Genomic DNA, 25,312 nt, shown 5'->3' with positions numbered 1-25,312 from the left:
CCGAGCACGCCGAGCAGCCTGGCCGACGCGCCGCCCCGCACCGGCCCGGGCAGATGCCGGCAGGGCCGGTGCCGGGGCGGGCACGTCTCAGATCAGTCGGTCCGCCCGGGCTCAGCTCGCGCTGGGGGCGGGGGTGGTCGCCGGTGTTCCGGCCGGGGCGGCCGGAGCAGAGGTACCGCCGGCAGCGGCCGGGCTCGCGCCGTCGGTCGCGCCGGGCGCCGGGGTGGCCCCCGGGGCGCCCGCGGTGTCGGTGGCACCCGGGGCCGGAGTCGGCGCCGAACTCGCACCACCCGAGGCCGGAGCGCTCGCGCCGCCGGTCGCCGCACCGGTCGGGGCGTCCGGGGCGGTGGTCGGGGACGGCTTGCACCCCTCCTGCTTGGCCATCGCCGCACCGAGCTCGCCGCTCTGGAGCTTGCTCTGTGCCTGGGTGGAGAGCGAGGCCAACTGCTGCACCTGGTCGGCCACGCTGCGCAGCCCGTCGGCGAACTTGGCCTGGTCGTTGTTGGGCAGCGCGTCCAGCTTCTTCTGGACCTCCACGTAGCCGTCGGCCGCCTTCTTCAGCTCGTCGACGGTGTCCTTCTGGAGGAGCGCGCCGTCCTTCACCTTGGGCGCCCCGGCCGTGTCGATGGCCGCCGCTATGTCCTGGTTGGTCTTGGCCAGCCGCGCGATGTCGGTGGAGAGCCGCTTCTGGAGGTCGGCAGGGGCCTCACCGGTCTTCACCTGGCCGGTGTCGGCGAGCGCGGTCTGTGCCTGGGCGATCGGGTCCTTGGCCGCACCGCAGACGTTGGACGCCCAGGACTCCAGCTGCTTGCTGTTGCCGTCGTCGCCGCCGCAGCCGACGGCGCCGAACGCGAGCAGCACGCCGAGAGCGGGTACGGCCAGCAGTCGCTTGTTCACCGGGAAAAGCCTTTCGGTTCGGTCGTCATCGGTCGTCGAACCTACACGGCCGGTGCCCGTCCCCCGATTCCCGGTTCCCCGCCCCCTACCCGCACCCGCACCGGTCACCCGTCACCCGAACCTCCGACGGGCCCTTCCCCGGAACACCTCGGTTCAGGGGCAGCCGTCCACGCGACGAGGGACCGCCCGACGGAGCACCGGACGCCCGTCCGCAGGAGCGCTCTCGCCGTGACGACGTCCGATCGGCGTCAGGCCCGTTCCCGCCCGAAGCGGCGGACCACCGGAATCAGCGTTCCGTCACCACGCGCCCGGCCGGCGGCCGAACTCCAGCCCCGGGCTCCCCGCCCGGGGCACGCGCGAAAGCGGACGGCTTCGTCTCAGAGCGCGGTGGAGGAGACCGAGACCGGCCAGCTCATCCGGATCAGGCCACCGTCCGTGCCGTTGGTGACCTCCAGGTCCTCGACCAGGCCGGTGATCACGGCGAGGCCCAGGGTGTCCTCGTCCGGCTCTCCGCCCTCGGCGGCGCCGGAGGCCGGGACGGCGGCAGGGCCGGCCTCGTCCTCGACCTCGATGAGGAAACGCTTCTCCTGGTCGGTCAGCGCGACCCGGACGGCGCCGCCGATGCCGCCGCGCTGATGCAGTCCGACCGCGCGGGAGCACGCCTCACCGACCGCGAGCCGGACCTCGTCGAGCACCGACTCGTCGACCCCGGCCCGTCTGGCGACGGCCGCGGCGACCAACCGGGCCGTCCGCACGTGCTCGGGAAGCGCGCTGAAGCGAAGTTCGACGGTTGCCATCTCTCCCCCTCGGGGTGCTCCGACCGGGGCCGGAGGTCCGGCCCCTGCGGGCCGGCGGGACCGGCCCAGAAGCGCCCGGGGACGCGCCGGGCCACACGGGCCCGCGCGCCCGGACGCGAGAACGGACTGGGCCGACCGAACGGGTCGGCCCCGCCGCGTCAGTCGGTCGCGTTGACCGCGTCGTCCACCGAGGTGTGGATCGGGAAGACCTTGGTCAGGCCGGTGATGCGGAAGATCTTCAGGATGCGCTCCTGGTTGCAGACGAGGCGCAGCGAGCCCTCGTGGGCGCGCACCCGCTTCAGACCGCCCACCAGCACACCGAGGCCGGTCGAGTCGAGGAAGTCAACGCCCTCCATGTCGACGACGAGGTGGTACTTGCCGTCGTTGACGAGCTCGACGAGCTGCTCCCGCAGCTTCGGGGCGGTGTACACATCGATCTCGCCGCCAACCTCGACGACCGTACGATCGCCGACTGAACGGGTCGACAGGGACAGGTCCACGGAACCTCCAGCACCTTGCCTTGCTACGTCATGTGCGATCCTCGGCCGGACGGCCGCAACCGCATGGTCGCGAGCCCGGGCGCGCCCAGCCAGCACGTGGCAAGCCTCAGCGCTGCGACCCACGGCCATACGGCCGTCACGGCCACATTCAACCACCTGCGACCATGCCCGCACGATGGCTTACGACGATTCTCCGTCACGCCGGTGACACACTGGGTCCCCATGCCGCCCCGACACAGCCCGCCCGAGGCACTGCTCGCGACCCTGGCCACCGGTCGGGGGCGGGCCGACCGGCTCACCCATACGGAGCACCTTCCCGCCCGAGCCGCGCGTTATTCACCGTGGCCCGACGCGATCCGGCCGGAGGTCGTGGCCGCGGCGCTCGCCGTCGGGGTGGAGCAGCCGTGGGCGCACCAGGCAGAAGCGATGAACCTGGCCAAAAGCGGCCAGACTGTGGTGATCGCCACAGGCACCGCCTCGGGCAAGTCGCTGGGCTACCTCGCCCCGGTGCTCAGCGACCTGCTGGACGGCACCGAGGCCCGCAACGGCCGCGGCGCCACCGCGCTCTACCTGGCCCCGACCAAGGCGCTGGCCGCCGACCAGCGCCGCCGGGCCGCCGAACTCGCCCCGCCGAGGGTCCGCGCCGCCCTCTACGACGGCGACACCCCGCCCGAGGAGCGCGAGTGGGTCCGCCAGTACGCCTCCTACGTGCTCACCAACCCGGACATGCTGCACCGGGGCATCCTGCCTGGCCATGCCCGCTGGTCCTCCTTCCTCAAGGCCTTGCGCTACGTGGTGGTCGACGAGTGCCACAGCTACCGGGGCGTGTTCGGCTCGCACGTCGCCCAGGTGTTGCGGCGGCTGCGCCGTATCTGCGCGCGCTACGGTTCGTCACCCACCTTCCTGCTGGCCTCCGCCACCACCGCCGACCCGGCCGCGACCGCCCGGCAGCTGACCGGTCTGCCCGCCGTGGCCGTCACCGAGGACGCCTCGCCTCGCGGACCGATGGTCTTCGGTCTCTGGGAGCCTCCGCTGACCGAGAACGTCGGCGAGCACGGCGCGCCCGTGCGCCGCACCGCGACCGCCGAAGCCGCGCACCTGCTGACCGACCTGGTCGAACGGGACACCCGCACCGTCGTCTTCGTCCGCTCCCGCCGGGCCGCCGAACTCGTCGCACTCCAGGCCCAGGACCAACTCGGCCGACCGCTCTCCGGGCGGGTGGCCGCCTACCGCGGCGGCTACCTGGCCGACGAACGCCGGGCCCTGGAGCGCGACTTGCACACCGGCCGGCTACTCGGTCTCGCCTCCACCTCCGCTCTCGAACTCGGCGTCGACATCTCCGGCCTCGACGCCGTCCTGATGGCCGGGTACCCCGGCACCCGGGCCTCGCTCTGGCAACAGGCGGGCCGGGCGGGCCGGGAGGCCCAGGGCGCGCTGGCCGTCCTGATCGCCCGGGACGACCCGCTGGACACCTACCTGGTGCACCACCCCGAGGCGCTGTTCGCGGCCCCCGTCGAAGCCACCGTGCTCGACCCGGACAACCCCCACGTGCTCGCCCCGCACCTGTGCGCGGCCGCCGCCGAACTCCCGCTCACCGACGCCGATCTGGAGCTGTTCGGGCCCTCCACCGCACCACTGCTGCCGGTCCTGGAGCGACGTGGCCTGCTGCGTCGGCGCAGCGACGGCTCCTGGTACTGGACCCGTCGCGAGCGCGCCGCCGACGCCGTGGACCTGCGCGGCAGCGGCGGCAGCCCGGTGCAGATCGTCGAGGCCGACACCGGCCGACTGCTCGGCACGGTGGACGCCGCTGCCGCGCACACCACCGTCCACACCGGAGCCGTCCACCTGCACCAGGGCCGCACCTACCTGGTCCGGGAGTTCGACCTGGAGAACTCGGTCGCCCTGGTCGAACCGGCCGACCCGCCGTACACCACGGCCGCCCGCGACATCACCTCCATCTCCGTCCTGGACACCGACACCACCGTGGACTGGGGCGAGGGCCGGCTCTGCTTCGGCTCGGTCGAGGTGGTCAACCAGGTGGTCGGCTACCTCCGGAAGCGGATCTCCACCGGGGAGATCATGGGCGAGACCAAACTCGACCTGCCACCCCGCACGCTGCGCACCCGCGCGGTCTGGTGGACCGTCACCGAGGACCAGCTGTTCGACGCGGACATCCCGCTCGACCAGTTGCCCGGCGCCGCCCACGCCGCCGAGCACGCTTCGATCGGCCTGCTACCGCTGTTCGCCACCTGCGACCGGTGGGACATCGGTGGCGTCTCCGTCCCGCTGCACCCTGACACCGGGCTGCCGACCGTGTTCGTCTACGACGGCCACCCGGGCGGGGCCGGCTTCGCCGAACGCGGTTTCCAGCGGGCGGTCCAGTGGCTGACGGCCACCCGGACGGCGATCGCCTCCTGCGAGTGCGAGCGCGGCTGCCCGTCCTGCGTGCAGTCACCGAAGTGCGGCAACGGGAACGACCCGCTGGACAAGGCCGCCGCCGTCCGGCTCCTGGACGTCCTGCTGGCCGGCGCACCCGGGACCGTGGACGAACCGGAGCCGCCGAACGGGCCGGGCGGGGCGAACGGGCCGGACAGGCCGGAGGCGGCCTCGGGGCCGGACGGTGGAGCCCCGGCCGGGTCATGAGCCCACCACCGCACCGCTCGGCGCTCCGTTCGAGGCCCGGCCCGGGACACCGCCCGGCCCACCGCCCGCCAGGTCAGCCGTCCCCCCGCCCGGGACGTCCTCGGCCCCAGTGACCGGGGCCCGTACCGGTCCGGCCCGGGCCCTCCCCCGCGCCGGACCGACCGGCAGGCGCGCCGGGAGCCCACCGACCTCCACCTCGGCCACCACCTCGACGGCGTCCGCCGACCGGTCGACCGCGCAGGACACCAGCCCGACGCCCTGAGCTGCGGCGATCCCGGCCGCCCGCGCACAGCCACCGTCCCGGTCCACCAGCATCCGGCCCGCCCCGGCAAGGGCCGCGAGGTCGGCCGCCGACTCGGCCCGATGCCGGGCCGCGACCACCGAGCCGACCACGACCGTCGCGCCGAAGACCGATGTGCCCAGCATCGCCAGGGCGAGCAGCCAGACCGTCGCCGAGCCCGCGTCCGGCCCTCTCCCGCCCGCCACCGCTCGGGCCGCACGGGCCTCCGCCACCCGCGCCGCCACCCGCCTCGGCCCGGTCAGGACGGCCATGAACCGCCACCTCCGTCCGCGACCGCCACCAGGACGTCCTCCCGCGCCGCCACGGCCGCCGCACCGAGCCGTACGGCGAGCAGTCCACCGAGCCTTCCCGGTCCCGCGCACGGCGCGTCCACGTCCACCCGCACCGTGTCCGCCGCCAACGCCACCCGGACCTGCGCGCCCGGCGGGGCCGCCGAGCGAGCGAGTTCGGCGGCATCCGGCTCCCCGCGCGCGGCCGCCCTGGCGCCGACCCGGGCGGCGTCCACGCAACGGATCTGCGCGGCCGCCGCGAGCACGCCCCAGATCAGCATCGCCGCGAGCAGCAGGAGCGCCGGCAGCACCACCGCCGTCTCAGCGGTCACGAAGCCCGCGTCACCGCGCCGACCCGACCGCAGCGACCACGCCCGCCCGGCTCCGCACTCCGCCGTCCGCCGGGGGCCGGGCCCCGGGCGCCCCGCGTCCGCCCGAACGGCGAGCCGGACGACAGACGAGACGGCGGGCCGAGCGGCGGGCGGGGCAGCGGCCCGGACGACGGGCGAGACAGCGGTTCCGGGAGTTCGACGACCGCTCCTACGCCCCATGGAGCGCCCGCACCACCATGTCGGTCAGCGCCGTCGTGATGCCGTCGCTGGTCACCACCTTGTACAGCGCGAACGCGAAGGCACACGCACCCAAGGTCCCGACGGCGTACTCGGCCGAGACCATCCCGGCGTCCGACTGGTCCCGCCGCTGAGCCACCGTGCGCACCCGGAGGGCCGCCCGACGGCTCCTCCGCCGCCATGCCGTGGCGAGCGGTCGGAGCGGATGCCCGTCATTGGGCCTGATCACCATCACCGCGGTCATGAATCTCTCCTTTTTCGATGTTCGTGAAACTGACACTCATTCACATGGCCTGTGCGAAGCGGCTGGTGAGACCGATGACCACCGGCACCACTCCGATCAGCACGAAGGCCGGAAGGAAGCAAAGCCCCAGCGGCGCGGTGGCGATCACCGCCGCCCGGCGGACCCGGGCGTGCGCCGCGCGGGCGGCCGCCGCGCGCTGCCCCTGCGCGAGCCCGATCAGCGGATCGACGGCCGGGACGCCGCCAAGGCTGCTGCGCTCCAGGCAGCGCGCCAGCGGTGCCAACGGCGGGTGCTGCTCGCCCAGCCGGCTCCAACAGAGCTCCGGCGGTGCGCCCAAGGCCAGTTCGGCCCCGATCGCCACCAGTCGGGGCCCCAGCGGCGCTCCGACGCTGCGGCCCACCGCCGACACCGCCTCCGAGGGCAGGGCCGCCGAGCCGAGGCAAGCTGCCAACAACTCGGCACTCAGAGGAAGTTGCCTGATCAGCAGCTCCTCCTCACGGGACAGCCGACGATCCAGTGGCGAACGCACCCGGGCCGACCACTGGTGGATGCCCACCGCCAGCAGCGCCCCGACGACGAGCCCGGTGCCACCACCGACCAGCACCGCCGCGGAGAACCCGCCGACGACCGCCGCCACCACCCGTCGCCGGTGCCCGACACCCGAGGCCGCCAACCACGTTCGCCCACCTCCACCCTCCGCTCTCCAGGCCCGGGCGAGCGCCCGCCGCCTCACCCGGCCACGCACCGATCTCCACACCGCGGCGGACGCGGCCACCAGAAGGGCGACCACCACCCACTCGACACCCCGCATCACCCCACCCCCGCCCCCACGCCCGTACCCAGCACCCGAGCGCGTCCCCATGCCGCCAGGCTGCGGCTCCACCCGCCCCGCCCAGGAGCGGACACCCCATGACCGGACACCCGCCGCCGCTCGCCCCGCCGCTCAGGCGCTTCCAGCGCGCCCTGGGCCGCCGCCCGAACGATGCGCGCCGTCCAGAGCGCGCCCAGCCCTTCCAGGACCACCCCCGCCGTCAGACAGCCCAGCCCAGCCGTCGTGTGCAGCAGGACGTCCAGCGGGCGGGCCCCGAGCGCCGAGCCGACGAACAGCCCGACACCCGGCAGCGCGGCCAGCACGGCGATCGTCGTCCTCGGCCCGGCCAGCTCCCCGGCGATCTCCTCGGCGAGTGCCCGCTCGCCACGCAGTGCCTCCGCGACCCGGTCCAGTGCGGCGGCCAGACCCGATCCGCTGTCCGCCGCCACCCGCCAACAAGCCGCGATCGCCGCGGCGCCGCTTCCGCCCGGGAGTTCGGCCAGCAGGTGTAGCGCCGCGGGCACATCCCCGCCGTAGCGGCCGGCGGCCAGCCGGGCCACCGGCTCCTCACCGAGCCTGCGCAGCCCTTCCGGATCGGTGGCGAGCCTCGCGGTGACCAAGTGCAGCGCCTGCTCCGGCGTCGCCCCGCTGCGCAGTTCCCCTGCCAGCCCGGCACAGAGCTCCACCACGGCCACGGCCCGGTGCCGGGCCTGCGCCGCAAGCCGTCGCCGCAAGCGCCACCCGCGCAGCGGCAGGACGGCCACCGCGCCCGCGACCACCGGCACCAGCGAGTCGGCGGCCCGCCCGGCCGCCAATCCGACCGGCAGGAGCAGTAGTTCGGGCACCAGGAATTCCGGCAGGCGCCCCCGGGCCCACACCTCGGCGCCCGGACTCTGACCCCGCACGGGTGGACCATTGCCCGCCAGCACCAGCCTGGAACGCCGCCCGCCCGGCAGCTGCTCCTGCACCGCACGCCACGCCGCGAAAGCCACCAGGCACAGCGCCGTCTCCCAGCAGAGCGCGAGTTGATCCTGCGTCATGCGTTTCACCTCCGTTGTCGTCGGTTTGTCCCGGTCGAACCGCCGAGCAGGACCAGAGCTCCCGCCGCGCATCCGCCCAGCAGCAGGGCGAAGACGAGTTCCACCATCCGCACGTCCGCACCCACCGGCCCGGCCACCGTCACCGCCACCGCGATCACGAACGCCCCGACCCGAGCGACACCCCGCGTGCCGCCAGCAACCCGATCAGCCGCTCCCAACCCGCACCGGGACGCAGACCGCCGGACGCCGGGAAGGCCACCGCGGGTGTGGTCACGGCCAGCCCGTCACGGTCCCCGGCCATCGTGTGGACCTCCGCCACCCGGCGCTGCCCCGATCCGGGATCACGGACCAGGTGCACCACCACGTCGAGCGCGGCACGCAGTTGACTGTGCAACGCCGGCCGGTCGAGGCCGGCGAGCGAGCCCAGGGCTTCCAGTCGGACCGGCACGTCCGCCGCCGTGTTGGCGTGGACCGTCCCGCAGCCTCCCTCATGCCCGGTGTTCAACGCGGCCAGCAGGTCCGACACCTCGGCCCCGCGGACCTCGCCGATCACCAGCCGGTCCGGACGCATCCGCAGCGCCTGGCGGACGAGGTCCCTCAGGGTGAGTTCGCCCAGCCCTTCCTGGTTGGGCGGGCGGCTCTGCAGCCGGACCACGTGCGGATGGGCCGGTTGCAGCTCGGCCGAGTCCTCGGCGACCACGATCCGTTCCTCCGGTCCGACCAGGCCGAGCAATGCCGACAGGAGCGTCGTCTTCCCCGAGCCCGTCCCACCGGACACGAGCAGCGACAGCCGGGCCCGCACGATGCCCGCGAGCAGGTCCGCACCCTGAGGCGGCAGGGCGCCACCCGCCACCAGTTCGTCGAGCGTGAACGGCCGGGGTCGGCACACCCGCAGCGAGATGTGGGTGCAGCCGGCCGCGATCGGCGGCAGCACGGCGTGCAACCGGGTGCCGTCCGGCAGCCGGGCGTCCACCCACGGTCGGGCGTCGTCCAACCGCCGACCGGCCGCGGTGGCCAGCCGGTGGGCCAGCCGCCGCACCGCGTCGGCGTCGGCGAAGCGGACCCCGGGGGCTCGGCGCAGGCCGCCGCCACGGTCGACCCACACCTCCTCCGGACCGTTCACCAGGACGTCCGTGACGTCGGGCTCCGCCAGCAGCCGGTCCAGCGGGCCCGCACCCACCAGTTCGGCGCGCAGCGAGCGCACGGTGTCCAGGACCTCGTCCCCGCCGAGCGACGGACGGGTGGCCCTCAGCGCGGCCGCGACCGAGCCGGCCGTCGGAGCGGCACCCGACTCGGCCAGCCGCAGCCGGACCGCGTCCACCAGGGCCGCGGACCGCTGTTCCCGGGCCGTCCGGCCGTACGGGCAGGGCCCGTGCTCGGCCTTCGGCGGACCGCCGGGCGGCGGCACGCTCCGCAACGGCCGCTGTTCCCGCGCACCGGCGCCCGGACCGGGTCGGCCGCTCCGGAGGACTGTTCTGCGCAGACGGACCATCAGTACACACCTCCTCCGACCGCCGGCACCGGCGGCAGCACCTCGTTCAGGAAGGTCGCGCAGAAGCGCGCGAGCGGGCCGCTCTCCCGGCTGCCGGGCGGGACGCCCTTCACGACGTCCGGGGCCAGGCCCGGCTCCGGTTCCAGCTCCCCCGCCAGCGGCAGCCGCAGCCCGCGGATGATCTGCCGGACCGGAAGCCCGCCTGCCCGCACCGGCCGCACCACGGCCCGGACGTCCCCGAGCCGCATCCGGGCCGCCGCCGCGACCCGGTCGGCGGCGGCCACCGCGCGCAGCTCGGCCGCCACCACCAACAGCGCCAGGTCGGACTGTTCCAGCGCCTGCCCGGCAGCCGCGTCGAGGTGGCGGGGCACGTCGACCACCACCAGCCCGCCGCGCCGCCTGGAGGCGGCCAGCACGCTGCGCATGGCCTCCGGCGGCACCGTCAGGGTGTCGCCGCGGTCCCAGGACAGGCAGGACAGCGTGGAGAGCCGTTTGAGCGCCGGCAGCGCCCGGGCCAGCTCGGCCCCGCTGACCCTTCCGCGGGAGCCGGCCAGCTCCGGCCAGCGCAGCCCGCTGACCCGCTCGCCGCCGAGCAGGACGTCGAGGCCTCCGCCCAGTGGGTCGCCGTCGATGAGCATCGTCCGCCGGCCCGCCCGGGCGGCCGTGACCGCCAGCGCGCAGGCCAGGGTCGAGGCTCCGGCCCCGCCGGACCCGCCGAGCACCGCGACGGTGACCGCCGGACAGCCGACGCCCTCGGCCGCGTCGGCGATCCGGTCGAGCAGCCAGGCTTCGGCGTCGGGCAGGAACAGCACGTGCTCGGCCCCGAGTTGGACGGCTCTGACCCAGACCCCGGGATCGTCGAGGTCCAGGCCGAGCAGCAGCACCCCGCCGCGCCGCCCCAGCCCGGAGCACCGGACGGCCTGATCGTCCCCGACCAGGACCAGCGAGGCACCTTCCCAGAGCTCCCGCGTCGGTGGCCCGCCCCGGATCAGTCTCGGCTCGGTGCCCGCCGCCGCGCAGATCCGCAGCAGGTGCTCGGCCAGGCCCTCGTCCTCGGTGACGACGAGCGGCCCGGCGACCGCGGGGCCCTCGGCGGTGATGTGGTCGGCGATCGGCGTCGACATGGTGTCTCCCCTCCGCGTCGCCGATCACCGGGTGATCGACGGCGCACGTCGGACGGTTGCGGCGGACGGCCGCCCGACAGACCTCTCGGAGTGGAAGGGATCAGGCCCTGCCCGGCGACCGCCGCCGGTCATCACGGTGGGGGGAGATCCGGTTTTCGTCATCCGGGTTCCGATTGCCTGTGGATAACTCGGGGCTGTGAACGAAAACGTTCACCCGGGCGGGGGGCTAATCGGCGAAGAATTGACGAAAGGGGGTCACCGAGACGAACCGGCGACTCCTCGCCCCCTGATCCGTCGGCCTCCCGACGGCCGTCCGCGATCGTCCGGACGGCACTTCCGGACGGGCCCGCACCACCGATCGGAACCAGCCGTTCGACCCTTGGCGGACATGAGCGAATGACAACACAGAGTGACGAAAGTCGAACACGTGACCGAGTCGCCGACACCCCCTGTACGCCGCCGACACAGCAGCGTCCGGATCCGGCGCGAGAGGCGTTCAAGCCCTGAAAATGGCCCCGGACGTGCGACGACCCCCGCCGGGGGGGAGAGCGGGGGTCGTCTATCCACAGCCCGACTCGGGGGGGAGGAGCCGGACCGGGTTAGCACGGTCGCGAACGATCCGTGACTTCCATGGTGTACCCGAGCGGCCAGAAACACAAACCCGCACGCCCGCGAGTACGCCGAATGGCGGGCTGTTTTGCGGCTCCCTCTATCCTCGGTTCCCGTGGACACCACCGAGAACGCCGACGACCACGCCGACGGGTCCCCGGGCGACACCAGCGCGCCCGAAGAGCTCCGCCCGCCCGCCCGCCCACTCCCGGGCGGGCCGCGCACAGCGGCCTTCTTCGACCTCGACAAGACCATCATCGCCAAGTCGAGCGCGCTGGCTTTCAGCCGCCCGTTCTACCAGGGCGGCCTGATCAACCGTCGGGCCGTACTGCGCAGCGCGTACGCCCAGTTCGTCTTCCTGGTCGGCGGCGCGGACCACGACCAGATGGAGAAGATGCGCGAGTACCTCTCCGCACTGACCCGGGGCTGGAACGTCCAGCAGGTCCGCGAGATCGTCGCCGAAACCCTGCACAACCTGATCGACCCGATCATCTACGACGAGGCGGCCTCACTGATCGAGCAGCACCACGCGGCCGGCCGGGACGTGGTGATCGTCAGCAGCTCCGGCTCCGAGGTGGTCGAGCCGATCGGCCGGCTGCTCGGCGCGGACCACGTGATCGCCACCCGCCTCCAGGTCGAGGACGGCTGCTACACCGGCGAGATCGAGTACTACGCCTACGCCGAGAACAAGGCCGCCGCCATCCGGGAGTTGGCCGGGACCGAGGGCTACGACCTGGCCGAGTCCTACGCCTACAGCGACTCCTCCACCGACCTGCCGCTGCTGGAGGCGGTCGGGCACCCGTCGGCCGTCAACCCCGACCGGGCGCTGCGCAAGGAGGCGCAGGCCCGGGAGTGGCCGGTGCTGGTCTTCGAGAAGCCGGTGGAACTGCGGCGCCGACTGCCCGAGTTCTCCGCTCCGAGCGGTTCGGTGCTGACCGCCGTCGCGGTCGGGACGGCCGCCCTGACCGCCGGGGTGATCTGGTACCTGGCGCACCGGCGGCGCCCCGCCGCCTGAGGCTTCGCGACGCGGCAAACAAGGACGAAACGGTCAATCGGCGCAGACTTCTCATTTCGGGTTCCCCTTTCGCCCGAAACGCGATACAAATGAAGCACGGCCCGCGAGACCCGGTCAGGACCGAAGAGGTCAAACCGACAACGCAGTTCAGGCCACACGGACCGCACGTACAGATATCCGAGCACCCACATGCAGCCGACCCGCTGTCGGGCCGCCGGACCAGACGAACGGGCAGGATCCCCGTCTGATCGGCACTTCCGGTGCATGCATGGTCACCCGGTATCTGCACCAGCGGCGGCACCCGTCAGGATCAGGTGCCGCCGCATCCGCGTGTCCGGCGCCCGGCCGCCCCTTCGCGGAGGGGGGTGGACCGCTCAGACCATCCCGCGCTGCATCGCCTCGCAGACCGCCGTGCTCTCCCGCACGCCGAGCCGCAGTGCCCGGCCGCAGTGCGCGATCCAGGCCGCCATCCCCTCGGGGGTGCCGGCCAGGTAGCCGGCGAGGGCCCGGCGGTGGGAGGCGGTGCCGAGTTCCGCCAGGCCGACCTCGGCCGGGCAGATCGACTTCGGGTCGAGCCCCTCGGCGATCAGCACGATCCGCTGGGCGGCCCGCGCGATCACCCCGTTGTGGGCGCCGAACGGCCGCAGCGCGAGCAGTTCGCCGTGCACCACCGAGGCCACCACGAGGGCCGGCGTGCCCACGCCCTGGCCCTCCGCGCGCGCCACCAGCAGCCGGGAGAGCTGATCGAGCCGGGCGGCGACCTCCTCCGCGCCCGGAGCGGGCGGCAGCACGGGCAGCGGCCCGTCCACGGCGTCGACCTCGACGCTCTCCACCGGCTTCAGCTCCAGCGGGAACAGCTCCTCGGCGCCCTCCCCGGCCCGCCGCGGGCGGCCGGCGGCCGGATCGCCGTCGCCGACCGCGAGCAGGTGCAGCCGGGCCAGCACCTGGAGCGGCGAGTGCCGCCAGATGCTGAGCAGCTGGCCGGCCTCGGCGGCGACCCGCAGCGCCGCGCCGACCGTGCGTGCTTCGGGGTCCGCGCCGAAGTCGGTGCGGCGGCGGACCTCCTCCAGCGGCCAGTCGGCCCCGGCCAGGGCTGCCGACGCGCGGGCGCCGCGCAGCGCGGACTCGGAGGTGACCTCGGCCGCTCGGCGGCGCATCACCCGGTGGCCGTAGAGCCGGTCGACGGCCTTGCGCACCTCGGCCACCGCGTCGGGCACCCCGGGGAGCTGGGCCAGCGGGGCGAGGGGATCAGTTCCAGTGCTCACCTACCCGAGAGTAATGAACAGGCCGCCCCTCCCGGAACAGCAACCCCGCATCACCCATTAGAGGCAATCCTCATTTCCCTCCGCCGATAGAACCCAAACCCCGGCTAGCATGACCGCTATCGGAGACGATAACGATTTCCAACTGGGGCCCCTCCGTCGCACACGGCCCCTGGGCAGACGGCCCCGCAGCGAGGGCCCTGAGCGAGAGTCGGAGTCCCCAGATGAAGATCGCCTTCGTCGGCAAGGGCGGCAGCGGGAAGACCACGCTGTCCGCCCTGTTCATCCGCCACCTGGCAGCCTCGGGCCGACCAGTCATCGCCGTGGACGCCGACATCAACCAGCACCTGGGCCCCGCCCTGGGGCTGACGGACGCCCAGGCCTCCGAGCTGGTCCCGCTGGGCGGACACCTGTCGAAGATCAAGGAGTACCTGCGCGGCAACAACCCGCTGATCCGCTCCTCCGAGGAGATGATCAAAACCACGCCGCCCGGCCGCGGTTCGCGGCTCCTGCGGATCGTCGAGGAGAACCCGGTCTACGCCTCCTGCGCCCGCCCGATCGCACTGGACGAGGGATCGGTCCGACTGCTGGCGACCGGCGCGTTCACCGAGGAGGACCTCGGGGTGGCCTGTTTCCACTCCAAGGTCGGCGCCGTCGAGCTGCTGCTCAACCACCTGCTGGACGGCCCCGGCGAGTACTTCGTCACCGACATGACCGCAGGCTCGGACTCCTTCGCCTCCGGCCTGTTCACCCGCTTCGACCTGACCTTCCTGGTGGCCGAGCCGACTCGCAAGGGCGTCTCCGTCTACCGCCAGTACAAGGACTACGCCGCCGACTTCGGCGTGCGGCTGCGCGTGGTCGGCAACAAGGTGCAGGGCCCGGAGGACCTGGCCTTCCTGCGGCGCGAGGTCGGCGACGACCTGCTCACCACCTTCGGCCAGTCGGACTGGGTGCGTCGCCTGGAGCAGGGGGCCGAGCCGCCGCTGAAGTCCCTGGAGCCGGCCAACCGGGCCGTGCTGGAGGAGCTGCGGATCGAGGCCGACGCCGCGTACGGGCGGCGGGACGCGCGCCGCTACACCGAGCAGGCCGTGCTCTTCCACCGTCGCAACGCGGAGAGTTGGGCCAACGCCAAGGTCGGCATCGACCTCGCGACCCAGGTGGACGAGGAGTTCGTCCTGGGCGAGCTCGCGGGCGGCGGCGAGCACGCGGCCCCGGCGGGCGCCCGCGCCTGACCCGCACCACCGCAGCCGAACGGGCCGCGACCTCTCCGGAACCGGGGGGCCGCGGCCCGTTCGCCGCGTCCGGCCCCGCCGCCCAAGGGGCCGCCAGACTCCGACCACCCTGCGGCAGCAGATTCCTGACGGTTCGGCCACCACCCAATGGAGTGAACCATGGGGTTTTCCGCTTCCCTCCCGCAACCACGCTGTGCAAAGCTTTCATTACCCTCGGTTTACCGAGTCTTGATGGTTCGCCCGGCGGCCTTCAGCGAGACGTCCCGCACCTCGCCCAAGGCCCCGGCGGGCCCGATGGTCCACGCCGGCCGGTGACACCCGCACTCCCCGCCGCGTCCACGCCACCCCGCCACACCGTCGCGCCCCCACCACAGCCGATCCGCCCGGAGCCCCGCTCCGGACTCATCACCGGACCTGACTGCGTTCGCCCCCCCCGGACAGACGGGAAGACAATGACCCTCGACATCTCCAGCGCCCCCATCGCCTCCGACACCACCGACCACGCGCCGCCCGGCCCGGACCACCGGATCCGCTGGGCCCAGGACCTCTCCTCCTCCCTCGTGGTCTTCCTGATCGCCGTGCCGTTCTCCCTCGGCATCGCGCTCGCCACCGGCGCCCCGCTCACCGCCGGCCTGGCCGCCGCGGCCGTGGGCGGAATCGTGGTCGGACTGTTCGGCGGCACTCCGCTCCAGGTCAGCGGCCCCTCGGCAGCACTGACGGTGGTCACCGCCGGACTGATCGCCCAGTACGGCTGGCGAGCCACCTGCGCCATCACCGCCGCCGCCGGCCTGCTCCAACTCCTGCTCGGTGCACGCCGGGTGGCCCGGACCGCACTCGCCGTCTCGCCCGCGATCGTGCACGGCATGCTGGCCGGGGTCGGGCTCACCATCGCCATCGCGCAACTCCACATCGTCCTCGGCGGCTCGCCGCAGAGCTCCGCGATCGCCAACCTCCTGTCCCTGCCAGGACAGTTGGCCGGTCCGCACCCACCCGCACTGCTGGCCGGCACGGTGACGGTGGCCGTCCTGATCGGCTGGCCCCGAATGAGTCGACTCCCGGGCCGCGCGGGCGAGTTCGGTTCCCGACTGGCCAAGGTGCCGGGCCCGCTGGCCGGTGTCGTGCTGGCCACCGCCCTCGTGCTCGCCCTGGACCTGCGGCCGGCCCGCATCGAGCTGCCGGACTGGCGGCCGCAGGCGTTCCTGCCCGCACTGCCACACGGTCCGGTCCTCGGGCTGCTCGCGGCCGTCCTCACCGTCACCGCCGTCGCCAGCGTGGAGTCACTGCTGTCCGCCGTCGCGGTCGACCGGATGTCCCGCCGCACCGGCGACCTCGACCGCGAACTGCGCGGCCAGGGCCTCGCCAACCTGGTGAGCGGGCTGGTCGGTGGACTGCCGATCGCAGGCGGCGCGGTGCGCAGCACCGCCAACGTGCGGGCCGGCGGACGGACCAGGTGGGCCTCGGTGCTGCACGGCGTCTGGGTGTTGGCCGCCGCACTCGCGCTGACCGGCGGACTGCGCCGGATCCCGCTGGCCGCGCTCGCCGCACTGGTCCTGGTGGTCGGGCTGCACATGGTGAGCTTCGCCCACATCCGCAGGGTGCACCGGCACCGCGAGTTCCCCGTCTACCTGATCACCGGGCTCGGCGTGGTGGCCGCCGGCGTGCTGTGGGGTGTCGCGATCGGCGCCGGGACCGCCACGCTGCTCGCCCTCCACCGGCTGACCCGCGCCCATGTGGACGTCTCGACCGGCCCCGACGGCGCGGTCACCGTCCGAACGCACGGCCCGCTCACCTTCACCACCGTGCCGCGACTCAGCCGGGCACTGGCCGGCATCCCGGCCGGGGCCGAGGTCACCGTGGTCCACGACGGCGCCTTCCTTGACCACGCCGCGTACGAGACCCTGCACACCTGGCGGGCCGGACACCAGGCAGCGGGCGGCCGGGTCTCGATGGTGACGCGGCGCCAGGACGACGAGGTGCTCGACCCGGACGGCACGGTGCGCGCGGGCAGTTCACCGGGCCCGCACCGCTGCCGGGCCTGGACGCCCTGGGTCGGTCACCACTGCATCGAGCAGCAGGAGGACCCGCACGGCCGGCTGCTGGACGGCGTCCGGGTGTTCCAGCGGCACACCGCCCCGCTGATCAGGCCTGAACTCGCCCGGCTGGCACGGGAGGGGCAGGCGCCCTCCCAGCTCTTCCTGACCTGCGCGGACTCCCGGATGGTCACCAGCATGATCACCAACAGTGGCCCGGGAGACCTGTTCACGGTGCGCAACGTGGGCAACCTGGTGCCGGCGCCGCACGAACCCGGCGCGGCGGACGACTCGGTGGCCGCCGCGGTTCAGTACGCGGTCGAGGTGCTGGAGGTGCGCTCGATCACGGTCTGCGGCCACTCCGGCTGCGGTGCGATGAAGGCCCTGCTGGACGGAGTGCACGAGCGCCCCGGTCCACCCACCCCGCTGGCCCGCTGGCTGCGCAACGGCCGCGGCTCGCTGGACCGGCTCCGAAGGGTCCCGGCGGAGTTCGCCGGCCGGCCCGCCGCGGATGTCGCGGAGCAGCTCTGCATCACCAACGTGGTCCAGCAGCTGGACCAGTTGCTGGCGAATCCGGCGGTGGAGCGCCGGGTCGAGGCGGGCACGCTGCGGCTGGTCGGGATGTACTTCGACTTCGCCACGGCACAGGCCTACGTCCTGGATCGGGCCGCCGGAACGTTCAGCCCGGTCGAGGCCCACAGCGGAAAGCGCGCCGACACAACCGAACACAACGCCGACGGCCCCCACAGGACCGGTCCCGATGCCCGACCGGGCCGGGCGTCGGCCGAACGGGTGAATGAGGACGGACAGGTGCCGGTCGACGGCGGCGAGGAGGGCCCTCGGCTGGCCGCCTGAGAGCCGGGCCCGCGCCCCAGTCAGGCGGGCCGGGGCACGGGCCCGCCCGCCCTCGCGCGGTCCTCCGTTCCACCACGGCGGAGCACGCCGACCAGCGACCGGCCATCGGTCAAAGGTCTACACCAATTCACAGGAGCCTCTTGTCAACTGCCCCGTTCGCCTGGTGAGCTGTGCGCTGGGACACACGGGACAATCCCCACGCACGGGATCGCCCCCGATCATGACTCGATGAGGAGTGCGCGTTGAGCAACGAGAGCCTGGCCAACCTGCTCAAGGAGGAGCGGCGCTTCGCCCCGCCGGCAGAGCTCGCCGCAGCCGCCAACGTCACCGCGGCCGCGTACGCGCAGGCCTCCGAGGACCGTCTGGGCTTCTGGGCCGAGCAGGCCCGTCGCCTCACCTGGGCCGTCGAGCCGACCGAGACGCTCGACTGGTCCAACCCTCCCTTCGCCAAGTGGTTCGCCGACGGCAAGCTCAACGTCGCGTACAACTGCGTCGACCGTCACGTGGAGAACGGCCTGGGCGACCGGGTCGCCATCCACTTCGAGGGCGAGCCCGGCGACGGCCGCTCGATCACCTACGCCCAGCTCAAGGACGAGGTCTCGCAGGCCGCCAACGCGCTGCTGGAGCTCGGTGTGCGCAAGGGCGACCGGGTCGCCGTCTACCTGCCGATGATCGCCGAGGCTGTCGTCGCGATGCTCGCCTGCGCCCGGATCGGCGCCACCCACTCGGTGGTCTTCGGCGGCTTCTCCTCCGACGCCGTCGCCTCCCGCATCCAGGACGCCCAGGCCAAGCTCGTCATCACCGCCGACGGCGGCTACCGCCGTGGCAAGCCCTCGGCCCTGAAGCCGGCCATCGACGAGGCGCTCACCAAGGTGGACGGCGTCGAGCACGTCCTGGTGATCCGCCGCACCGAGCAGGACATCCCGTGGACCGAGGGCCGCGACGTCTGGTGGCACGAGATCACCGCGCGCCAGTCCACCGAGCACACCCCCGAGGCGCACGACGCCGAGCACCCGCTGTTCATCCTCTACACCTCGGGCACCACCGGTAAGCCCAAGGGCATCCTGCACACCTCGGGCGGCTACCTCACCCAGGCCAGCTACACCCACCACGCCGTCTTCGACCTCAAGCCGGAGACCGACGTCTACTGGTGCACCGCCGACATCGGCTGGGTCACCGGCCACTCGTACATCGTCTACGGTCCGCTCGCCAACGGCGCCACCCAGGTCATCTACGAGGGCACCCCGGACACCCCCCACCAGGGCCGGTTCTGGGAGATCGTCCAGAAGTACGGCGTGACCATCCTCTACACGGCGCCGACCGCGATCCGGACCTTCATGAAGTGGGGCGACGACATCCCCGCGAAGTTCGACCTGTCCTCCCTGCGGGTGCTGGGCAGCGTCGGCGAGCCGATCAACCCCGAGGCCTGGATCTGGTACCGCGAGCACATCGGTGCCGGCACCTGCCCGATCGTGGACACCTGGTGGCAGACCGAGACCGGCGCCATGATGATCAGCCCGCTGCCGGGCGTCACCGAGACCAAGCCGGGCTCGGCCCAGCGCGCCCTGCCGGGCATCGCGGCCACCGTGATGGACGACGAGGGCAACGAGGTGCCGAACGGCTCCGGCGGGTACCTGGTGCTCACCGAGCCGTGGCCGTCCATGCTCCGCACCATCTGGGGCGACGACCAGCGCTACATCGACACCTACTGGTCGCGCTTCGAGGGCCGCTACTTCGCCGGTGACGGCGCCAAGAAGGACGAGGACGGGGACATCTGGCTGCTCGGCCGGGTGGACGACGTCATGCTCGTCTCGGGCCACAACATCTCCACCACCGAGGTGGAGTCGGCCCTGGTCGGCCACCCGTCGGTGGCCGAATCCGCAGTCGTCGGCGCCACCGACGCCACCACCGGCCAGGCCATCGTCGCCTTCGTGATCCTGCGTGGAGGGGCCACCGAGACCCCCGAGCTGGTCGAGGAGCTGCGGGCGCACGTCGGCCGCACGCTCGGCCCGATCGCCAAGCCGAAGCAGATCAAGGTGGTCGGCGAGCTGCCGAAGACCCGCTCCGGCAAGATCATGCGCCGTCTGCTGCGCGACATCGCCGAGGGCCGCGAGGTCGGTGACACCACCACGCTGGCCGACAGCACGGTGATGAGCCAGATCCAGGCCCAGCTGCCGTCCTCGGACAACGGCAACGGCTGAACCTCCTGAGACCACGGCTGTGCCCCGGACGGTGACTACCCTCCGGGGCACAGCCGTCTCTTCGGCACCACCCGGGTACCAGGCCCTGCCCAGGCACGAGGCCCGCCCAGGTACGAGGCCCGCCCAGGCACGAGGCCCGCCCAGGCACCAGGCCCTGCCCGGGGCACCAGCCCCCCCCTTCCTGGCGCCAGGCACCACCCGGGCAACGGGTCCCACCCGGGCACGTGACTCCGTTCGGGCACCAGGTCACTGCTCCTCCGAGGTGCAGTACCAGCCCGCAGGGTTTAAGTCCTTGAATAGGACAATCCGGATGTCACCCGAACTCCCGCTAGACTGTTAGGGACGCATCAAGATCCCTTGACGGGGACCGCGGGCGTCACAGGGCGCGCCGGGAAGTCTGGTCGGCAACTGCACCACCCGTGCATCCGTTGCCGCTCCCAGCCCCAGGAGGTCCACGTGACCGACCAGCCGCCCGTCCCCGAGCCGACGACCCGCCGCCGGCAGTTCCTCGGCCGGCTGTCACTGCCCGAGCGCACCTTCATCACCGACGCCCTGCGCACCGAGACGGTCGGCGGAATGCTGCTGCTGGGCGCCGCCGCCATCGCGCTGATCTGGGCCAACGTCTGGCCGGACGCGTACCGGAGCCTGCTCGACTACACCGTCGGCCCCTCCGCCCCGCTGCACCTCGACCTCTCCCTGGCCACCTGGGCCAAGGACGGCCTGCTGGCGGTCTTCTTCTTCGTCGCCGGGATCGAGCTCAAACGCGAGTTCGTCGCCGGTGAGCTGCGCACGCCCAGTGCCGCTCTGCTACCCGTGGTCGCCGCCGTCTGCGGGGTCGCGCTGCCCGCGATCCTGTTCGCCCTGGTGAACTCCGGCAGCGGCGGGCACCCCAGCGGCTGGGCGATCCCGACCGCCACCGACATCGCCTTCGCGCTCGGTGTGCTGGCCGTGGTCGGCAGCCACCTGCCGTCCGCGCTGCGCGCCTTCCTGCTCACCCTGGCGGTGGTCGACGACCTGATCGCGATCCTGATCATCGCGATCTTCTACAGCCACGGCATCAAGTTCTGGGCGCTCGGCCTGGCCCTCGCCGGCCTGGTGCTGTTCTGGTTCCTGCACCGGCGCGGCGTCCACGGGTGGTACATCTTCGTTCCGCTGGCCGTCGTCACCTGGGCGCTGATGCACGAGAGCGGCATCCACGCCACGGTGGCGGGTGTCGCGATGGGCCTGATGCTGCGCTGCCACCGGGAGGGCGACGAGCAGCACTCCCCCGGCGAGCACATCGAGCACCTGGTCCGCCCGTTCTCGGCCGGCCTGGCCGTCCCGCTGTTCGCGCTGTTCTCGGCCGGGGTGGCGATATCCGGTCCGGCCCTGCGCGAGGTGTTCACCCAGGCCGCACCCATCGGCATCGTGATCGGCTTGCTGGTCGGCAAGTCGGTGGGTGTGTTCGGCGGCACCTGGCTGACCGCCCGGTACACCAGGGCCGAGCTGAACCCACAGCTCAAGTGGGCGGACATGGTCGCCGTCTCGGTGCTGGCCGGCATCGGTTTCACCGTCTCGCTGCTGATCAGCGAGCTGGCCTTCCCGGACGACCCGACGCTCGCGAGCCGGGCCAAGACGGCCGTCCTGCTCGGCTCGCTGATATGTGCGACGGTCGCCACCGTGCTGCTGAAGCTGCGCAACCGGCACTACCGCGCGCTGTGCGAAGAGGAGGACCGGGACGTGGACGGGGACGGCGTCCCGGACGTCTACCAGGCGGACGACCCGGCCTGGCGGGCGAGGGTCGGCGAGGACCGCCACCCCGGCCCCGAAGCCGCCCCCGAAGCCGACCGGGAGGCCAACCGACAGTCCGACCCGGAGCGCGGGCCCGGCCGGTCCGGACGGCACTCCTGAGCCGCCCCGCAGAGCCCCTCCCGAAGGCCCCGGGCCGGGTCCTCGCGGGTTCCCGTCGGGTTCCCGGTGGGTTCCCGTCGGGTTCCCGACAGGAGCCCGGCGAACTCGTGGAGGGGCTGCCGGAGTGCCTCAGCTGCCGGGACACGTCCCTCCGGCGGGGCCCCGGAGTGGTGTCCGACTGACCGGTAAGGGCATGATTCTGAGCTGTCGACAACCCACAGACGCCTCCGGACCCCCACCGGCCCCCCCGGAACCGCACAGCCGCGGTGGCGTCACGCCGTACAGCCGCAGAGGAGAACCGCTGATGCCCACAGGAGCCGCAGACCCGTCCAGCAACGGCCGGGCGCCCTACGAGGGCGAGCGTTCGGTGGGGCAGCTGTTCGCGGCGGCCACCTCCGACCTGTCCGCGCTGGTCCACGACGAGATCGCGCTCGCCAAGGCCGAGATCCGGGCGGACGTCAAGCGCGGTGTCTCCGGCGGTGTCTCGCTGATCGTCGCCGGCGTGGTGGCGCTGTTCTCCATCCCGATGCTGAGCGCCGCGGCGGCCTTCGGCATCCACGCGCTGGGCCTGTCGCTGGGCTGGTCCTTCCTGATCGTGGCCGGCGCCTACCTGCTGCTCGCGGTGCTGCTCGGCATGTTGGCCTGGCGTTCGTTCAAGAAGATCGAGAAGCCGGTCCGCACCATCGAGGGCGCGCAGAAGACCGCCGGCGTGCTGAAGAACGCCCGGCCGCGCCCGGCCACCCAGGAGGAGATCGACCGGGCCTTCGGCCGCATCCCGTAAGCAGGACGTCGGCGGCCCCGCGTCGGGGAGCCCACCTCGGGCATTACCGCATCGGGCATCCCGCATCGGGCATCCCACCTCGGCGGCAGCGCAGAGGGGCCCCACCGTAGGCGGGCACGGGGACCCGCCGACAACGAGTGCCGGGCACATGTCCGGCACGCGGATGTGACACGCTCTCGGTATGCCGCTCGACCAGAAGCCCGTGCCCGCGCAGCCGTCCGCCGCCTCCGGCCCCGACTCCGGCCCCTCCGGCGCCGGTCCGACCTCCGAGGGCCCCGGCACCGCCCCCGAGGGCCCCGGCACCGCCCCCGAGGGCACCGGCCTGGCCCCCGCACGGGAGCCTGATCGGGAGCCCGGACGGGAGCCCGAGCGAAGCCACGAGCGGGAACCCCTCGAAGCGGCCTCCGGCGGAGCCCCGGCGACGGGCGACGAGGCCTGGGACATCCGGCAGCCCGGCCCGTGGACGCACCGCGACCTCGCGGCCAACGGCGCCCGCTTCCACATCGCCGAGCTGGGCTCCGGCCCGCTGGTGCTGCTGGTGCACGGCTGGCCCGAGTACTGGTGGGCCTGGCGCCACCAGCTGACCGCGCTCGCCGACGCCGGCTACCGCGCGGTGGCCCTCGACCTGCGCGGCATCGGCGGCAGCGACCGCACCCCCCGCGGGTACGACCCGGGCAACCTCGCCCTGGACATCACCGGAGTGATCCGTTCGCTCGGCGAGCGCCGGGCCCACCTGGTCGGACACGCCTCCGGCGGCACGCTGGCCTGGGTCGCGGCGGTGATGCGCCCGTCCGTCATCCAGAGCCTGACCGTGGTCTCCGCCGCGCACCCGAGGGACCTGCGCCGGGCGCTGCTGACCGACCGCCGCCAGTTCGCCGCCTTCGAGCACGTGCTGGGCTTCCAGCGGCCGTGGATACCGGAACGCCGGCTGGTGGCGGACGACGCCGAGCTGGTCGGCCGCTACCTGGCCTCCTGGACCGGTCCGAACGGCCTGGACGAGGCCGCGGTGCACGCGTACCGGCAGGCGATCCAGATCCCCAGCACGGCGCACTGCTCGATCGAGCCGTACCGCTGGCTGCTGCGCTCGATGGCCCGGCCGGACGGCATCCAGTTCGCCCGGCGGATGAAGAAGCCGATCACCGCGCCGACGCTGCACGTCCAGGGGGCGGCGGACCCGGTGCTGCTGTCGCACACCGCGCTCGGCGGTGGCGAGTACGTGGCCGCGCCGTACCGTTGGCGGCTGCTGCCCGGGGTCGGGCACTTCCCGCACGAGGAGGCGCCGGAGGAGTTCACCGCCGAGCTGCTCGACTGGATCGGCCACCACAAGGAGTGACCCGCCCGGAGACGTGACGGAGCCATGACGGAGCCGGACGTGCGACCCACCAGGGCGGGCCTTTGGTCCCAACTCCCTTGGCACTGAACTCATATGACAACCGCATAGGCCAATTTCGGCGCACCCAAAGCGGTTACCTCCACCGGCCCAGGGGCATCCATTCCGGTATGAGTTGGATGCCCGAAAGCGGCGGCGCCCCGCGCGGCCGACGCCACAACAGCCCTCAGCGTTCCGCCCACCGCCCCGACCGGGCGGACGACCTCGGCTTCGACGGGCCGGACGGCCGTCAGCGCACGGAGCGGCGGCAGCTCGGCATCCCGCGTATCCTCGGTCGGCGCGCCCGCTGGGTGGGCGCACGACTGCGGCGCGAGACCTGAGGCCTCGCGCCGCATCCCCGCCTAAGCTCCGGCCGGTTCGTCCCCACCAGCTCGGCCCGCTCACCGACTCGGTCCACTCACCGGCTCGGTCCGCTCACCGGCTCGGCCCACCCACCGGCCGCTCAGGACACCGACCTCACTTCACCGGCCGCTCAGTTCACGATCGTCGGCGACAGCGCCGTGAACCAGAGCAGGACGAAGGTCGCGACCGACATGATCGGCACCAGCACCTTGGTCTCGACGCTGTTGCCGCTGCGCTTGATCAACACGATCTCGTAGCGCTCCTTGTGCGGCCAGAGCAGCGGCGCGCCCTTCTTCGTCAGGCAGTCGCCGAGCAGGTGTGCCAGCGTGCCCAGGCCCACCGCGTACGGCAGCCAGCCGGGCGAGTTGGGCATCCAGGTGTTCATGCCGAAGGTGCCGAGCGCGGCCAGGCCGATGACGGTGATCCACGCCTCCGGGCCGTCGCCCGGCGGACAGAGCCGCAGGGCCCGGATCGCGAGCGCCAGCAGGAAGAAGGTCAGCCCGAGGGTGAAGTTTCGGCCGAGGAAGGTGACCCCGGCCCAGGTGCCGCCGCCCATCAGCGCGACGAACAGCAGCGAGTGGGTGGCGTGCCGGTGGCCGCCGGAGGCCCAGGCCACGAAGCGGCAGAGCGCCTTGGAGACCGGCCCGAGGAAGTTGGCGATCGAGCCGTCGTGGTGGTCGAGGTCCGGCAGCAGGGCCGCGCCCGCGCACAGCACCGTGCCCATCAGTATGTCCGCCGGCTGCAGGGTGGTGTGCAGCAGCAGCGGGGGCAGGAAGGGGGCCGAGGCCGCGTACAGCATCGCCCCGCTCACCGCGTGCGAATGACCCATCATCGGACTGCCACGACCTCCCGTCGGGCCCACTCCGGGACGGCGCCCGATTGAGCCGAACGGGTGAGCGCGGCCGAGGCTACCAGGGCGGCCTGACGGTTCGACGGATCTCGGACGGCGCGGCCCGGCGCGGCCCGCGACCAGCCTCCCGTACGTCCCCCGCCGCACCCCGAGGCGTCCCCGCCACCC

General features: G+C 73.4%; 21 protein-coding genes. 9 read left to right on the top strand and 12 right to left on the bottom strand.

The window, feature by feature from the left end:
- Positions 1 to 111 precede the first annotated feature (111 nt).
- From ACFRMQ_RS07190 to bldG, 3 genes are all read right to left on the bottom strand, one after another.
- A complete protein-coding gene (locus ACFRMQ_RS07190) occupies positions 112 to 897 on the bottom strand; it encodes a hypothetical protein (RefSeq protein WP_380727858.1) in 786 nt (261 codons plus the stop codon).
- Between the two features lie 377 nt (positions 898 to 1,274).
- A complete protein-coding gene (locus ACFRMQ_RS07185; protein WP_380727855.1) occupies positions 1,275 to 1,694 on the bottom strand; it encodes an ATP-binding protein in 420 nt (139 codons plus the stop codon).
- Positions 1,695 to 1,852: 158 nt separating this feature from the next.
- Entirely contained in the window at positions 1,853 to 2,194 is a 342-nt protein-coding gene (gene bldG / locus ACFRMQ_RS07180) for an anti-sigma factor antagonist BldG (protein ID WP_049659132.1), read from the bottom strand.
- A gap of 222 nt (positions 2,195 to 2,416) precedes the next feature.
- Here bldG and ACFRMQ_RS07175 point away from each other — a divergent pair, with 222 nt between their 5' ends.
- Entirely contained in the window at positions 2,417 to 4,837 is a 2,421-nt protein-coding gene (locus tag ACFRMQ_RS07175; RefSeq protein WP_380727853.1) for a DEAD/DEAH box helicase, read from the top strand.
- On the opposite strand, the gene ACFRMQ_RS07170 is transcribed toward ACFRMQ_RS07175, so the two are convergent.
- The 7 genes from ACFRMQ_RS07170 to ssd all read right to left on the bottom strand — a co-directional run bounded on the left by ACFRMQ_RS07170 (position 4,832) and on the right by ssd (position 10,687).
- Positions 4,832 to 5,389 carry an Rv3654c family TadE-like protein gene (locus tag ACFRMQ_RS07170; RefSeq protein ID WP_380727851.1) on the bottom strand — a complete coding sequence of 186 codons (558 nt, stop codon included), beginning with the start codon at positions 5,387 to 5,389 and terminating at the stop codon, positions 4,832 to 4,834. The genes ACFRMQ_RS07175 and ACFRMQ_RS07170 overlap by 6 nt on opposite strands.
- Positions 5,377 to 5,739: a TadE family type IV pilus minor pilin gene (locus ACFRMQ_RS07165; protein ID WP_380727849.1), complete on the bottom strand. Its 363-nt coding sequence runs from the start codon at positions 5,737 to 5,739 to the stop codon at positions 5,377 to 5,379. The genes ACFRMQ_RS07170 and ACFRMQ_RS07165 overlap by 13 nt, the downstream gene beginning before the upstream one ends.
- A 208-nt stretch (positions 5,740 to 5,947) precedes the next feature.
- Positions 5,948 to 6,220, bottom strand: coding sequence for a DUF4244 domain-containing protein (locus ACFRMQ_RS07160; protein WP_380727847.1), 273 nt, complete (start codon positions 6,218 to 6,220; stop codon positions 5,948 to 5,950).
- 40 nt (positions 6,221 to 6,260) lie between these two features.
- Entirely contained in the window at positions 6,261 to 6,893 is a 633-nt protein-coding gene (locus tag ACFRMQ_RS07155; RefSeq protein ID WP_380727845.1) for a type II secretion system F family protein, read from the bottom strand.
- A gap of 137 nt (positions 6,894 to 7,030) precedes the next feature.
- On the bottom strand, positions 7,031 to 8,071 hold the full coding sequence (locus ACFRMQ_RS07150; protein ID WP_380727843.1) for a type II secretion system F family protein: 1,041 nt from the start codon (positions 8,069 to 8,071) through the stop codon (positions 7,031 to 7,033).
- 154 nt (positions 8,072 to 8,225) lie between these two features.
- Positions 8,226 to 9,488 carry a TadA family conjugal transfer-associated ATPase gene (locus ACFRMQ_RS07145; RefSeq protein WP_380727841.1) on the bottom strand — a complete coding sequence of 421 codons (1,263 nt, stop codon included), beginning with the start codon at positions 9,486 to 9,488 and terminating at the stop codon, positions 8,226 to 8,228.
- A gap of 74 nt (positions 9,489 to 9,562) precedes the next feature.
- Entirely contained in the window at positions 9,563 to 10,687 is a 1,125-nt protein-coding gene (ssd, locus tag ACFRMQ_RS07140) for a septum site-determining protein Ssd (RefSeq protein ID WP_380727839.1), read from the bottom strand.
- 724 nt (positions 10,688 to 11,411) lie between these two features.
- On the opposite strand from ssd, the gene ACFRMQ_RS07135 reads away from it, so the two are divergent.
- Complete coding sequence (locus ACFRMQ_RS07135) at positions 11,412 to 12,311, top strand: HAD family hydrolase (RefSeq protein ID WP_380727837.1); 900 nt, start codon at positions 11,412 to 11,414, stop codon at positions 12,309 to 12,311.
- A gap of 374 nt (positions 12,312 to 12,685) precedes the next feature.
- Here ACFRMQ_RS07135 and ACFRMQ_RS07130 read toward each other — a convergent pair whose 3' ends face one another.
- Positions 12,686 to 13,576, bottom strand: a complete 891-nt coding sequence (locus ACFRMQ_RS07130; protein WP_380727835.1) for an oxidoreductase — start codon at positions 13,574 to 13,576, stop codon at positions 12,686 to 12,688.
- 221 nt (positions 13,577 to 13,797) lie between these two features.
- On the opposite strand from ACFRMQ_RS07130, the gene ACFRMQ_RS07125 reads away from it, so the two are divergent.
- The 7 genes from ACFRMQ_RS07125 to ACFRMQ_RS07095 all read left to right on the top strand — a co-directional run bounded on the left by ACFRMQ_RS07125 (position 13,798) and on the right by ACFRMQ_RS07095 (position 24,272).
- The gene (locus ACFRMQ_RS07125) at positions 13,798 to 14,805 is read left to right on the top strand and encodes an ATP-binding protein (protein ID WP_380727833.1); all 1,008 of its coding nucleotides are present in this window, start codon (positions 13,798 to 13,800) and stop codon (positions 14,803 to 14,805) included.
- 452 nt (positions 14,806 to 15,257) lie between these two features.
- Positions 15,258 to 17,690, top strand: coding sequence for a SulP family inorganic anion transporter (locus ACFRMQ_RS07120; protein WP_380727831.1), 2,433 nt, complete (start codon positions 15,258 to 15,260; stop codon positions 17,688 to 17,690).
- Positions 17,691 to 17,932: 242 nt separating this feature from the next.
- The gene (gene acs / locus ACFRMQ_RS07115; protein WP_380727829.1) at positions 17,933 to 19,891 is read left to right on the top strand and encodes an acetate--CoA ligase; all 1,959 of its coding nucleotides are present in this window, start codon (positions 17,933 to 17,935) and stop codon (positions 19,889 to 19,891) included.
- Between the two features lie 456 nt (positions 19,892 to 20,347).
- Positions 20,348 to 21,781: a Na+/H+ antiporter NhaA gene (gene nhaA, locus ACFRMQ_RS07110; protein WP_380727827.1), complete on the top strand. Its 1,434-nt coding sequence runs from the start codon at positions 20,348 to 20,350 to the stop codon at positions 21,779 to 21,781.
- 304 nt (positions 21,782 to 22,085) lie between these two features.
- Positions 22,086 to 22,562, top strand: coding sequence for a phage holin family protein (locus tag ACFRMQ_RS07105; protein WP_380727825.1), 477 nt, complete (start codon positions 22,086 to 22,088; stop codon positions 22,560 to 22,562).
- A gap of 181 nt (positions 22,563 to 22,743) precedes the next feature.
- Complete coding sequence (locus ACFRMQ_RS07100; RefSeq protein ID WP_380727823.1) at positions 22,744 to 23,895, top strand: alpha/beta fold hydrolase; 1,152 nt, start codon at positions 22,744 to 22,746, stop codon at positions 23,893 to 23,895.
- A 167-nt stretch (positions 23,896 to 24,062) separates the two neighbouring features.
- Complete coding sequence (locus ACFRMQ_RS07095; protein WP_159028462.1) at positions 24,063 to 24,272, top strand: hypothetical protein; 210 nt, start codon at positions 24,063 to 24,065, stop codon at positions 24,270 to 24,272.
- A 152-nt stretch (positions 24,273 to 24,424) separates the two neighbouring features.
- On the opposite strand, the gene ACFRMQ_RS07090 is transcribed toward ACFRMQ_RS07095, so the two are convergent.
- A complete protein-coding gene (locus ACFRMQ_RS07090; RefSeq protein WP_380727821.1) occupies positions 24,425 to 25,126 on the bottom strand; it encodes a metal-dependent hydrolase in 702 nt (233 codons plus the stop codon).
- Positions 25,127 to 25,312 lie beyond the last annotated feature (186 nt).

The organism is Kitasatospora sp. NPDC056783 (assembly GCF_042789895.1).
GTDB lineage: Bacteria > Actinomycetota > Actinomycetes > Streptomycetales > Streptomycetaceae > Kitasatospora.
Note: the sequence above shows the minus strand (reverse complement) of the source record. Positions and strands in the feature narration are given on the sequence as shown.